The sequence below is a fragment of the Microbulbifer variabilis genome, assembly GCF_052468405.1.
In genome coordinates this window covers 2,875,955-2,888,050 of sequence record NZ_CP174343.1, presented here as the reverse complement: position 1 = coordinate 2,888,050, position 12,096 = coordinate 2,875,955, and the positions used below count along the sequence as shown (strand labels likewise).

Sequence of the window (12,096 nt, the reverse complement as noted above, 5' to 3'; positions counted from 1 at the left end):
GTTTCCCCCTAACCTAAAGTAACTGGATGAATTGAGTAAATTTCGTCAATAGCTAAATTCACCTGAAGCTATCGAACAAATTTATATGGGATTTATATACCCTATCCCCATAGCTGTGTTTTTTTATTTTATAAATGGCTTCGTAAGTTGAGCCATCCATTGAAAAAAAACAGCAGTACCTACACTCAGTGAAAGCGTTAGTCCAGACGGACTATACGTCGCTTCGCTTTGTTTTGATCGTCGATGTACCGGGCGTAATGCTTTCAGGTAGGTGAAAAGATTGTTTAATTTTTTGCGAAAAGATCCGTGGTTAAATAGGCTTCTTTCTTATGGTGTATCAAAAGTAAGAGATGCTGCTTTTGAGATAAAAGCATCTTGAGATTTGTCAAGGATAATGGCCTTGTCGCCATATTTGAACGATTTTAGGAGGCATGCGTCAATAGTCGAGCTGGTGGTGCTTTTATATCGAATGAGCATCATCTATTATTCGCCATAAAAAATAGAGTTCGTTTCAGCGGATCAGGGGTGTATTTGTCAGTTTTATCCAGCCGATTAGCTGTTCCAGCCAGAAAAAGATTCTGAAAATATTTCTATCGAAAGTTCTGAAGTTCGAAAGATCTATAAGAAAAGCATTACTGTGTTCAGTGCAGTAGCTGTTCTCAGCGCTACGTTGTCAGAGAGATCCAAGGGTATCACTATCTGTGGTATGAGTGGAAAAGAGTATAATAAAGCAATCTGTCCAGACTGCTGGTTTTGGCAGCAAGGTCTTGCCAAGCGCTGCTTGACTGGCCGATAATTGCCGTGGTAGTAGTGCATATCAGGAATGTTATGAATGAATTGGAAATACCTCCTGCAGCGGTTCAGGATGAAAATTCGGTTGAATTAATTCGAGCTTTTGTCGCCAATGGCGCTCAATGGACTTCTATCAATCCACATCTTTTCCGTAACCATGAATTTCAAGAGGAAAAGGCCTGGGGGATATTCTTGGCAGATACTATAAAACACCTTGCAAGCGCAATCTCAGAAAGCAAAAACGTTGATGGCTATGATGTTATAGTTGATATAGTTGAAGCTCTTAACAATGAACTGGATTTATCTACTTCTGATGTTCGGGGTGGTTATCTTAAGGAATAGATGAAAAATCATGGAGTGATCTTTAAACGTAGCTAACAAGGGCCAGCAGCGGATTGTGATCTTGCCCCGTTTTATAGGAGAAAGATCACATATTTCCGCTGGACTTCAATAAAGCTGCTAGTGCGGATGTTAATAGTAAAGAGGAATCAATGGAAATTTTAGGTCGTTCTCCCATTGAAAGGGTAAAATTAGTTACTCTTGATAGCCCTAGATCAGTTTCTATTAAAGCTTTGCTTTTTAGCTTTGATGGTAGAATCGCAAGAAGGCAATTTTTGCTGGCTTTTTTACCAATCTCTCTAATGCCGATATTGTTGGTCGATGTAAGCATAAATGCTGCTTTGAGCTTATTTGTCGTTCTTCTTTGGCCACTATTGGCTGTTACGGCCAAAAGGTATCACGATATTGGCAAGAGAGGCTGGTGGGGATTAATTCAATTTTGGCCTGTAATCGGCTGGATTTGGATATTGTTGGAGTGTGGAACCACAATCGGTGATTTTAAAGATAATAAATACGGGAAATCAATTTACCGAAAGTAAGTGCCGCATGCTAAGTTTACTGCCAGTCAGTTACATTTCGACGGTTTTGTGCTGCGTGACACACGAGTACTCAACAGATCCAATTCTTCCGGGGTTTTATTCGTGAATCATGAGTTTTTAGCTAAAAATATACGGCGTTTAAAACGGAAAAATTTATTCTGGTTGAGTTCTTAATTCTGAGGATAGCAAGCCTTTTGGGTTTTCAGGCCTTTATGGAGACGATCTTTATTTCGGAGTGGATTCCCAGATGCTTAACACTTGGCTTTTTTGCCCCTCTAGGGCTTGCACTATTAAATAGTGTCATGACCTCCTCAATGCTAGGCTAAATGGCCTTGCAAGGAAGTATGGGTTCACTACGGGCGCTTTCTGTTGAGAGAATCCGCTCCTCAGAAATTTTTTTTGCCGGCTTTTCGCTTCTTTTGAATCCGCATAAAAATTTCTTCGCGGTGTACGGCCAAAGACTTGGGGGCAGGTATTCCTTTCTTTACTTGATTACCCTTAACCTCCAATACTGTAACAGTGACACTTGTCCCAATCCGTAGGTTTTCGCTTGTCCGGCGCTTTAAGATCAGCATATTCATTTCCTAATGATACTCAATTCATGAGGGGCATTCTTTGGTGAGAAAGTTTAGAAAGTAGTACATGAAGGAAATAAGAGGTGGTGCAGGAGAACGATAGGCGTAAAAGAAGAAAAGACGGATGCAACACTCCCAGAGCTTAGGGCGTCGCTCCAAGCTGCTGAATGTACTCGACTTTATTGAAGACGAGTGGGTTTCTAGCGTATTATCCATATAACCATCTTGATACTTGTTCTATCAATTTGGTTAGCTGGCCCCTGGTGTTGTACCTTGGATCAGTGCCTTTCATCTACTCTTACGTCACTCTACCGTTCTCCTCTTGAGGGGATGGGGCTCTTAGAAATTTGGGTTCTAATGCAGTTCTTAAGCTGTTGGCCTGCAGAAGCCTGTTCAATTACAGCTTACAATATTGATAAAAGGCTATCGATTTTACGCAGCTTTGATGTTAAAGGAACTTAATGAAATATAATGGGTTAATTTTGGCGCCTATATTTCTATATGCGCACGCTTGAAGAATCAAACAGCCTATAAATGGGCCTCTAGAATTCACAAAGCTGCGAGTACTCTAAATGTGATAACGAATTGCTACTGGAAGAGTATCAGTTTCTTTTTTAGATAAAGTAAATGGAACTAAAGCTATTTGGAGCTGAACGAAACACGAGATTTACAGTAGTATCTACGCAAATTTATTTGGCAGCAATAATTAATCGGCGATCGGCTTAAAGAGATGTAATTGTTTATTAAAGTGCAATGGGAGCAAAGGCGTATTTAGATTGCTCCCAATCCCTGATTAACGTATTAGTTTCTTATGAAATTTCAGGTGTTTCTTTAATAGCGCGTAAGTCTCCCCATACCTCAAGAAACTGATGCCGCTCTACCTTTCGGCTTGTAGTGAGTGTCAGTAGAGAATCGATACCTACTTCAGTAAAAAGTGACTTAATAGCATCTTGTTCTTTTTGATTGGCGCGCTGGTAACATTCTTGCAAGCGTTGTAGCAGATAAAAACGGTAAGGCAGTACGTGTGTTTTTAAGCGGATACCTCTCCAAGTAAACTCAGCCTGCCCAATTGTTCGAGCAGTTGGGTTATCCATACCATTGGTTCCAGCTTTTAAGGTGGTGTGCTGATCCAACCAACTATTAGCAAACTGGATATGCGCTTTTAACTCCGGCAAGTACTCTATAGCAATATATCGCATTAAGGCCTTTAAGGTCGGTGGGAGACATGCTGGGTCAATAAGGGGAGAATTTGACTCCATATGTTCTACCCAACAATCCTCAGTTGTATTCATACGCTCCACCCAGCGGGCAACTATAGGGGCGTGTTGCCGCATCAACATTCCGGGTACTGGGTCCCGATACAAGTGGGCATATAATGGTCCCATTAGTGCATAGTCACCTAAAGTAGGTTGATGTCCCAATAGATAGGGAAATTTCTTTAGATGGTGAGAGAAAAGATCAAGGAACTCTTTGTAGGATGCCTCAATCAAAGCTGCACTCTGTTCCGATACTCCAAAGCCTTGGCAGGCTTTCCGCATACGGTTGCTGGCAAAGCCGAACAAACTATTTTCTGTTTCCTCGTCAGCATTGGGAGGAGCGAGTCCCGCTACAAACTCGTTCTTGAGATACTGCAGGTTCTGGGTATCAAAATTCCAGCGATAATGCATCGCGGGCCGCAGTAAGCCTTCTCCGCCAAATAGTTCGAATAAGTACGAGATTACCTGTAAAACAGTGCTGGTCGGGTAGGCGGGGTTGTGAGTACTATTTTTCCGTTCAAAGTACTCAATAATATCTGAGCTGTCCTGAATTACTTCGCCGTTTGGCGTTTCTATGGCGGGCATAATAAAGCGGCCCAGCACAGGAAGTAGTTGCTGGCTATAGTGATCACTATTGACACCGTACTCTTTAAAATCAATCCCTTGCTTACGCAGATAGCTACGGGCCTTGGCAGTATAAAGGGAGGCAGCCATACCATATAACTTATAGGTTTCGCTCATCTAGTGCTCCTAAGATTCTCGGATCAAACGCGCTGAAAGTAAACTGTCTACAGACGGAGTGGGGGTATCGCTATCACTTATCTAGAGCTAGCTACAGGTACATCCGGTATTTGGGCTCTTGAGTATATTGTACAGCTACGTTGTTGGAGCTGATAGATGACTCAGGGAATAATCAATTGTTAAAATGCGAAAATTTGTGATGCGCTGATCATTTCTGGCATAAAGCTTGCTCCTCATTGATTGTCAGTGATCGCAGACATACCTTACGTTGGAAATTGTGAAACCATAGAGGGAGCTAGCTATGTCATCGTTACATTTATCATCTCATGCTATACCACTTAGGGTTCCAGATTATTGCTGCTTTAATTTAGGCTCGAACTCTGACTATGAATATGAAAGTTATAAAATAGCACTACTTAAAAAAAGTATTGTACTAATACGGTTGGGCTTCCCAGATGATTCAGCCGAAATTATGAAGAATATAATCAGTACCATAGGCTTAATTCATGAACATGATGGAAGGGGGCGCACAGTATGGGACGTTAGGATTGGTGGAGAAACAGGAGATGAGGCACTTGCAATATCGCATAGCGACCGGGAATTTAATCTGCACAATGATGGTGCCTTTGAGCAGGAAATGCCAGGGTACTTCGGCCTTCATGTGGTGAGAGCAGATACTCTTGGAGGAGGTGAAAGTGTTTTGGTATGTGCTGATAGGATTATTGAGAGCCTTAGCGAGAGAGCTTTTCAAGTACTTTCAAATAAGAGATTTAGATTAAGAGTGCCAGAAGAATTCCATAAAAAAGCCAGCTTTATTGAGGCGACCCTAATTGATGAAAGCCATGGGTTTAGATATAGGTATGATATTATCGAGCGAAGCCTTTGTTCTAAGGATGAGCTGGAGGCATTATGTGAACTTGAGCTGAAGATTTCGCTGCCACACAATATGTTTAGATTTCATTTGGGTGATAATCAAATATTATTGTTGGATAATCGGCGTTATCTTCATGCTAGGACCAAGATAAAGGATAAGAAGAGGCACCTTAAGCGCATACGCTTCAATATGCCTGCTACTTTGAGGGTTGCTTAGCGAGTGGCGATAGAGATAATTTTAGTTGGTTTGCTTTTAATATTGATTGCAGGCTTATTCCATGGAGCATTGGGCTTTGGCTTTCCAATGCTCTCAACCCCCATTCTGGCCCTGGTCTATGATCTGAAAACTGCTGTTATTTTAACGATGGTACCTTCACTGTTGGTGATAGTATCAAGCTTATATAAATGTAGGAGTTTTCAGATTGACTTATCTAAATATAGTTTGGTTATCCTTCTTGTTTCGTTGGGAAGTTTGTCGGGAGCATGGCTGTTAACATGGGTTAACCCTGATATTCTAAAGCTGTTACTCGCAGGGTCCATATTAATTTACCTGTTCTCTGGAGTCTTGAGAAAATACTTATCTGCGTTATCGAAAAGACCACAGTTTTTTGCAGTTCTAATGGGCCTGTTGGCAGGATTAATAGGCGGCGCTACAAATGCTATCGCGCCACTTCTTATGATCTACCTGCTTGAAATGACCAAATCCAAGCTGGAAATTATTTTTGTCTCAAATATCTGCTTTTTTATCGGTAAGTTGATGCAGCTTGCGATTCTTTCTTTGTACCTAACCTATAACGAATTTGAATTTATTCCGTTATCCATAATAACTATTGCTGCCTATTTAGGGTTGGTGGTAGGTTTTAGGTTACAGACTAGAATTGATAGCGATCGATATCGCTCGATGATTCGATATGCTTTATCTTTTTTTATGTGTTTGCTGGTCTATCAAGGGGTGGTAAATTTGGTATCTATTGAGGCAGGAGTGACATGAAACCATGGAGAAGAGGATATCTACAACGCCATGAGTTAATTGATAAGTGGGGCTGCATCTAGCCCCATTATTAATTTACATGTAAAAGCATTACCCTACTTTCCCTGTGGTACCTCCAGTAAACTGCAATCCCTTAATCAGTAAGTCCAATATACGATATGTGTGTTGAATATCGTCTTCACTGCTGGTGACAGACAGGTTGCCGATCGCGCGTAATAGATCAAAGGGATCAACCTCTTCCTGAATTTCTCCGGATTTCATGACTGCAGCGAGTAGTGTACTCAAGGCCGGTTCGAAATTTTCACGGAAATAGGCTGGCAGTGCTTCGAATGCAGGATCACCGGAATGGAGGGCTGAGGCCAATCCTTTTTTAGCAGCGAGAAAATTAACATAGCGCTTTAACCAGAGGGTTAGCGCTTGCAGCGGACTCTTTTCAGCAGCAAGGGTGGCGGCTTCCGCAGCGCAGTCATCCACTTCTCGACGGAATACGCTGGCCACCAAGTCTGACCGCTGCGGGAACCTGCGGTACAGGGTAACTATACCAGGGTACCTATACCCACGCCGGCTTTAGCGGCAATCTCTCTGACGGGTGCATTCACGCCTGAAATTTGAAATACCTCTTTGGCTGCCTCCAGTAACGCATCCTCATTACGCACTGCGTCTGCGCGCAAGGCGCGCTTATTTTGGGCCTTTTGGTCTTTCACCTGTTTCCTGTGTGTTGCGGATTCGTTTTCTGATGAAAATTAATAGCTTGGGCCTTTCCTCTGACAACTCCAGAAAGGCGTTACCGTTGGCAGCGTCCGATTGGTTAATCTTCATGTGACTTCAATACGGTAATCTATTTGACATAAGGAGCTGTCTAATCCCTATGGAGTCATCTTATGCCTTCTTCTATTAGGCAAAGACGTATTAGTCTGGACATTGCGACATATTTTTCGATTTAAGGTGTTAACTATTGTTTTTTTATGAAGATGTCGTCAAGAAGTCATGGCTTGGCCATGTTGCCTGCCCGTTCTTAGGGCTGCATGGGTTGAAAACGAATATTTCCGAGCAGCTCTTACTGGCTGGTTATGGGGGGCCAGTTTTTAATGAGTCTTTTGTAAGTCAAATTGTTAATGAAGGGATTTTGTGGCCGTAGGGGAATTAGCTAAAGGAATTAGGTCGGCTGATACCTTTAAGGGGGAATAACACATATAGTAGAAATAATACTTGGGTTGGGGCGAGTAGGGTTAGTTCAGGTAGCTAAGTTTCTGTAAGGCGATCATCCTCTCAAATGGCTTTAGTAATCTTTGAAAATCAGTTTTTTGTTCAAGCAGTTGCATTGCCTGGACAATACTTTCAATTGTTGATAAACCATTTGATATTGAGGTTTTTCGAATTGTGTAATTGGACTTTAAACCACCGCTGAGATTGACTCTGGGAAGGGTTTGAAGTTGAGGGTTTAAGTGGAGAATCTTCTTAGACTTTTTCCAGGTAGCATCAATAACTATCAGCTGTGTAATTACCGGTTGTTGGTTGTTGTCACTGTCGCTTATAAAGGAATCGATATCCAAGTCAATATTATCGGGTAGCCAACCTAGGGATGGGTATAGGAGCGCTGAAGGTGTGTCGAGAAGTGTATCCAGTTCTGAGCCTGAGAGCTTCTCAGCAATGATCATCTCACTGTTACTGAGGCAAAGATGCGCCATACGCCCGGTATTAAATGGGTGCTTCCCCTCTAGAGGGTGCTGTATGATCAGCACCTTTATGGTATTAGCTACCTTTACCAGAGCGGTACAGTAGCACGCATTCTGTGGGCGCAGGCAGGTATCACAGGTTTTTCTGGGCATTTCTTTTCTACATCATGCAGGCGGAATTATGACGTTAACACAGCCTTCCTATCGGGCTCAGTGGTTGTCAGATATTGAGATACCACTGGCGAATAAATTTTATCGCATGCATGGCTTTCGAGGCAAAGCTAGGCGTTATGAGGACTGTGCCGTGGTGCGGGATGAAAAGGGGGAGATTGTAGCCTGTGGCTACTTAAGGGGGTACGACACCTTCAGGCTGCTTGCTGGGGTTTCGGTGGCGCGGGAGCACCAGGGCAGGGGAGTCGCGCGCAGATTGTTGGAGTTAATGGCGAAACATTTCGATCAGGCTACTTATGCATTTCCCTATACCCACTTAGAGCCCTTCTACTTATCTTTTGGCTTTGATCGAGTGGACGCTGAGGTGTTAGTGGAGCCTGTCAAGGATCTATATCACAGCTATCTAAAGCAGGGGCGTGGAATTTTAGTAATGACGCATAGGTGAGCAGCTTAATAGTGCCTTCACTTTTAGGGTTGAGTAGTTGCTAGAACTGGCTAGCCTGAGCACCCTTGTATTTCAATGAAATTTATACCTTTCTAAGCCTTCACTCCCCAATGGCAGGCAGTTCATTAGATATTAACTCTTGAATCTAAGGCGAGAGTAGGGCTAAGCACTCAGGGTTAACCATCTTATGGACATGCAAAGCAGGGTTACTTGATATATTCGGTGCTGCCTGGTGGTTTCAGGCCCGACTATTGGGGGTCTCTATTCGATAAAGCCATCATTTCTTTGGGATTTTGGTACTGCATAGGCACCTGTTTAGTTTGATTTTTGATCAAGTTGGCTGCATTTCATTCTTTTTAGTGGTATGAAGCGGGCTTGAGTGCTCACCCCGCTAACCACAGAAGCTGTTTGATGAGAGGGGGATACTTGTTTGATTTCGATAGGCAGGAAGGGAGTTAGCTGCCTTAAAGGCAGTCTCACAGTGAATTTGTGAGTGTTTTCTGTTTTTTATTTAAAGTAGTTGTTCCTTGTTATTGAATCACGCCAAGCCGGATAAAGCGATGAGAGGTCAAGGCAGCCTGTGGCGGAGTGAGTGTTCTGTAGTCAACTTTATCTTTAGGTGTCATGAGTGGAAGGTATAAGATTTAGAAATCTTATAACTCTTTACTTTGAAGGGTTAATTTTTATGGAGGTGTTTTACCTGTAAGTTGTTGGCCGGATCGTATAGAATGGTCCTTTTATGTGATGATCATATGTTCCTTCAGGTTAGGCTTTCCGGGTTCAATCCACTTAATGCCGTTCAATTTTTGTTTGGTTTATGGTGGGTACGAATTAGCTTTAGCCTGCTCTGAGCGACCTAAAATTATAAGCGCTCGCACCACCGATGGGTAAGCTTGCGATATTTTGGCTCGAAGAGGTTCTTGCTCGTTCAAAACCGCTCTTCTAATTACTGAAATATCTACTTTTATAGTGCTTTTTCGGGAATCTGCCGAACAGCGAAAGGGAAGGTTGGCTCTCTTTGATAGCAAAATACTACTATCGATCAGCTTCTTTTGTGTATGGGGGTTGCAATGCCCAAAAGCAATGGCAGAATGCTCGGTTTTGTACGCCAAGGTCCTAAGATATAAATTGTTATTCTTGCGGCAAGTAAAAATCAATCAAAATAAGGTAATTAACAGTGACTAGCGCCAATCATTCAAGTAGTGCACCAGGGAATGATGAAATTGATATAACTGCGTTGGTTCAGGGATTGTGGGGTCAAAGGTGGTTGATAGCGATAGTAACACTCGTGGTTACCTTGGGGGCTGCCCTATATGCGTTTCTTAGTAAGCCAGTTTACGAGGCGCGTATTGGTGTATTGCCGCCTGTGCTCAGCGATATTACTGGATTTAATATAGCGCGAAGTGAAAACACTGGGCTTGCCCCCTTCTCAGTGACTGATGTTTATTCTGTATTTACTCGTAATCTGCGTTCTGAGGGGAGCCGCAATCAGTTTTTTAAAAATGTGTACTTGCCATCCCTTGATAACGAACAACGCTCTGGATCCCGGGATGAGCTATACAAAAAATTTGGTAAGTTACTGAAAGTCCAGCTCCCAGCTAAAGGTCAGATAGCCCACACCGTCATCGTTAAGCACTCCGACCCACTTAAGGCTGCTGATTGGGCTCAGTACTACTTGGATCAAGTTACTCGACAATCTACTGCCGAGGTGTTACGTAACACACAGAGAGAAGTCGAAGTGAAAAGCAAGCAGATCCAGGGGGAACTAAATACTCTGAGGAAGTTTGCAGAGATCCACAAAAATGATCGTTTAGCGAAGCTTAGAGAAGCTTTGACTGTAGCTGAGGCCGTAGGGTTGGAGGCTCCCCCGGTTATCGGCGGACAAATTTCCCAACAGTTATCGGCCTTTATGAATGGCGACCTAATGTATATGCGTGGCACTAGAGCATTGCGTTCTGAGATTGAGGTTTTGGAAGGCCGTACTGCGGATGAGCCATTTATCCCCTCGCTTCGCTATTTGGAGCAGCAGCACACCACCCTCCAAAATGCTCTGGCCCCCTCCATGAACGTTAGTGTTTCTCGTTTAGATGGCCCGATTGAAATACCTGATGCCCCCGTTAAACCAAGAAAAGCGTTGATCTTGGTATTAGGAGTGCTTCTTGGTGGAATGCTTGGCTTTTTGATCGCCCTGGTTCGTCTGATGTTAAATGGGTACCCAAATAATTCCCAAGAAAGCGTTAGCCTTGATGGTTTAGTTTCGGCTGGCTCCCGATAAGTGTTGGCGTGCTTGGTGGCTCCTGTTAACTTCTAATTTTCTTGATTTTTGGCCCTTACGTTATGCAAAAATTGGATGAACTGAGACTAGCTGTTATTGGTCTTGGCTATGTTGGTTTGCCGTTGGCAGTGGAATTTGGAAAGTGCCGTACGGTGATTGGGTTTGATGTCAATCAGACCCGAGTTGATGCGCTAACCGCGGGTCATGATGCAACTATGGAAGTTAGTGATGACGACCTTGTGGCGGCAGAGGGGTTGCGCTTCACTACTCATTTGAGCGATCTGGCAAAGTGCAATGTTTTCATTGTTACGGTCCCAACACCAATTGACGAGCATAATACGCCTGATCTCACTCCTCTTATCAAGGCCTCACATTCAGTTGGGAAAGTACTTAAGAAGGGCGACATCGTCATTTATGAGTCGACGGTTTATCCGGGTGCAACGGAGGAAGATTGTATTCCGGTGTTAGAAGCAGCATCTGGCCTAAAATTCAATATTGACTTTTTTGCTGGGTATAGTCCAGAGCGGATCAATCCTGGGGACAAGGAGCATCGCTTAAGTACAATTACAAAAATCACTTCAGGGTCAACATCAGAAATTGCTGAATTGATTGATTCTTTGTACCGGCAGATTATTACCGTAGGCACACATAAGGCAGAAAGTATCAGGGTTGCAGAGGCTGCAAAGGTAATTGAGAATACTCAGCGCGATCTTAATATTGCGCTAATAAACGAACTCGCGCTTATTTTTAACAGAATGAATATCGATACTGAGGCTGTTTTGAGGGCCGCGGGCACTAAGTGGAATTTTTTGCCGTTTCGACCAGGCTTGGTAGGCGGCCACTGTATAGGGGTGGACCCTTATTATTTAACCCATAAGGCTGAAAGTATTGGGTATCATCCAGAAATCATCCTTGCTGGACGGCGCTTAAATGACGGGATGGGGGCTTATGTGGCGTCTCAACTTGTCAAGGCAATGCTTAAAAAGCGTATTCATGTTGATGGTGCCCGTGTATTGGTAATGGGGTTGACCTTCAAAGAAAACTGCCCAGATTTGCGTAATACTAAGATAGTAGACATTATTCGTGAGCTGGCGGATTACAATATTAAAGTGGATGTCTATGATCCTTGGATAAATGTTGAAGAGGCACAGAGTGAGTATGGAATTATACCGGTGCTGGAGCCTACAAGTGATGCTTATGATGGAATAATTCTCGCAGTAGCACATAGCGAGTTTAGGGATTTAGGTGTTAGCAAAATCCGACGTCTCGGCAAGGCTGAACATGTTCTTTACGATCTCAAGTACCTATTAAGTTGCGAAGATTCGGACTTACGGCTGTAATTCCAAGTTCAATTACTTTATGTATGGGACACCTAGGAAATAATGATGAGTTACCACTTTTGAGTGGAAGCTCTGTGACTAAA

At 43.1% G+C, this 12,096-nt stretch carries 13 protein-coding genes; 8 read left to right on the top strand and 5 right to left on the bottom strand.

What is annotated here, in order from left to right:
- The first annotated feature begins 828 nt into the window (after positions 1 to 828).
- Entirely contained in the window at positions 829 to 1,134 is a 306-nt protein-coding gene (locus ACJJJB_RS13230) for a DUF5076 domain-containing protein (RefSeq protein WP_353376121.1), read from the top strand.
- A gap of 149 nt (positions 1,135 to 1,283) precedes the next feature.
- On the top strand, positions 1,284 to 1,670 hold the full coding sequence (locus ACJJJB_RS13225; RefSeq protein ID WP_444946337.1) for a DUF805 domain-containing protein: 387 nt from the start codon (positions 1,284 to 1,286) through the stop codon (positions 1,668 to 1,670).
- Between the two features lie 386 nt (positions 1,671 to 2,056).
- Here ACJJJB_RS13225 and csrA read toward each other — a convergent pair whose 3' ends face one another.
- Positions 2,057 to 2,245, bottom strand: a complete 189-nt coding sequence (csrA, locus tag ACJJJB_RS13220) for a carbon storage regulator CsrA (RefSeq protein ID WP_444946338.1) — start codon at positions 2,243 to 2,245, stop codon at positions 2,057 to 2,059.
- 809 nt (positions 2,246 to 3,054) lie between these two features.
- On the bottom strand, positions 3,055 to 4,242 hold the full coding sequence (locus ACJJJB_RS13215) for a glutathione S-transferase (protein ID WP_444946339.1): 1,188 nt from the start codon (positions 4,240 to 4,242) through the stop codon (positions 3,055 to 3,057).
- 301 nt (positions 4,243 to 4,543) lie between these two features.
- On the opposite strand from ACJJJB_RS13215, the gene ACJJJB_RS13210 reads away from it, so the two are divergent.
- Both ACJJJB_RS13210 and ACJJJB_RS13205 read left to right on the top strand, forming a co-directional pair.
- On the top strand, positions 4,544 to 5,332 hold the full coding sequence (locus ACJJJB_RS13210; RefSeq protein ID WP_445365031.1) for a TauD/TfdA family dioxygenase: 789 nt from the start codon (positions 4,544 to 4,546) through the stop codon (positions 5,330 to 5,332).
- A gap of 3 nt (positions 5,333 to 5,335) precedes the next feature.
- Positions 5,336 to 6,106, top strand: coding sequence for a sulfite exporter TauE/SafE family protein (locus ACJJJB_RS13205; RefSeq protein ID WP_020411348.1), 771 nt, complete (start codon positions 5,336 to 5,338; stop codon positions 6,104 to 6,106).
- Positions 6,107 to 6,196: 90 nt separating this feature from the next.
- On the opposite strand, the gene ACJJJB_RS13200 is transcribed toward ACJJJB_RS13205, so the two are convergent.
- A complete protein-coding gene (locus tag ACJJJB_RS13200) occupies positions 6,197 to 6,604 on the bottom strand; it encodes an SbtR family transcriptional regulator (protein ID WP_020411347.1) in 408 nt (135 codons plus the stop codon).
- A gap of 38 nt (positions 6,605 to 6,642) precedes the next feature.
- The gene (locus tag ACJJJB_RS13195) at positions 6,643 to 6,810 is read right to left on the bottom strand and encodes a hypothetical protein (RefSeq protein WP_353376127.1); all 168 of its coding nucleotides are present in this window, start codon (positions 6,808 to 6,810) and stop codon (positions 6,643 to 6,645) included.
- A gap of 251 nt (positions 6,811 to 7,061) precedes the next feature.
- Between ACJJJB_RS13195 and ACJJJB_RS13190 the strand changes: the two genes are divergently transcribed.
- Positions 7,062 to 7,244 (top strand): hypothetical protein, encoded by a 183-nt coding sequence (locus ACJJJB_RS13190; RefSeq protein WP_444946341.1) that lies wholly within the window; start codon positions 7,062 to 7,064, stop codon positions 7,242 to 7,244.
- 91 nt (positions 7,245 to 7,335) lie between these two features.
- Here the strand turns inward: ACJJJB_RS13190 and ACJJJB_RS13185 are convergent, their stop codons facing one another.
- Positions 7,336 to 7,935, bottom strand: coding sequence for a tRNA-uridine aminocarboxypropyltransferase (locus ACJJJB_RS13185; RefSeq protein WP_353376128.1), 600 nt, complete (start codon positions 7,933 to 7,935; stop codon positions 7,336 to 7,338).
- A gap of 28 nt (positions 7,936 to 7,963) precedes the next feature.
- Between ACJJJB_RS13185 and ACJJJB_RS13180 the strand changes: the two genes are divergently transcribed.
- The 3 genes from ACJJJB_RS13180 (at position 7,964) to tviB (ending at position 12,013) form a co-directional block, all read left to right on the top strand.
- Positions 7,964 to 8,398, top strand: coding sequence for a GNAT family N-acetyltransferase (locus ACJJJB_RS13180; RefSeq protein WP_353376129.1), 435 nt, complete (start codon positions 7,964 to 7,966; stop codon positions 8,396 to 8,398).
- A gap of 1,177 nt (positions 8,399 to 9,575) precedes the next feature.
- Complete coding sequence (locus ACJJJB_RS13175; protein WP_353376130.1) at positions 9,576 to 10,673, top strand: LPS O-antigen chain length determinant protein WzzB; 1,098 nt, start codon at positions 9,576 to 9,578, stop codon at positions 10,671 to 10,673.
- Positions 10,674 to 10,735: 62 nt separating this feature from the next.
- Positions 10,736 to 12,013: a Vi polysaccharide biosynthesis UDP-N-acetylglucosamine C-6 dehydrogenase TviB gene (tviB, locus tag ACJJJB_RS13170; RefSeq protein WP_353376131.1), complete on the top strand. Its 1,278-nt coding sequence runs from the start codon at positions 10,736 to 10,738 to the stop codon at positions 12,011 to 12,013.
- Positions 12,014 to 12,096 lie beyond the last annotated feature (83 nt).

Bases quoted from the DNA above. Each gene is read 5' to 3' on its own strand.
- ACJJJB_RS13225 (WP_444946337.1), top strand. From the start codon at position 1,284: ATGGAAATTTTAGGTCGTTCTCCCATTGAAAGGGTAAAATTAGTTACT.
- ACJJJB_RS13215 (WP_444946339.1), bottom strand. From the start codon at position 4,242: ATGAGCGAAACCTATAAGTTATATGGTATGGCTGCCTCCCTTTATACT.
- ACJJJB_RS13230 (WP_353376121.1), top strand. From the start codon at position 829: ATGAATGAATTGGAAATACCTCCTGCAGCGGTTCAGGATGAAAATTCG.
- ACJJJB_RS13185 (WP_353376128.1), bottom strand. From the start codon at position 7,935: ATGCCCAGAAAAACCTGTGATACCTGCCTGCGCCCACAGAATGCGTGC.
- csrA (WP_444946338.1), bottom strand. From the start codon at position 2,245: ATGCTGATCTTAAAGCGCCGGACAAGCGAAAACCTACGGATTGGGACA.
- ACJJJB_RS13210 (WP_445365031.1), top strand. From the start codon at position 4,544: ATGTCATCGTTACATTTATCATCTCATGCTATACCACTTAGGGTTCCA.
- ACJJJB_RS13180 (WP_353376129.1), top strand. From the start codon at position 7,964: ATGACGTTAACACAGCCTTCCTATCGGGCTCAGTGGTTGTCAGATATT.
- tviB (WP_353376131.1), top strand. From the start codon at position 10,736: ATGCAAAAATTGGATGAACTGAGACTAGCTGTTATTGGTCTTGGCTAT.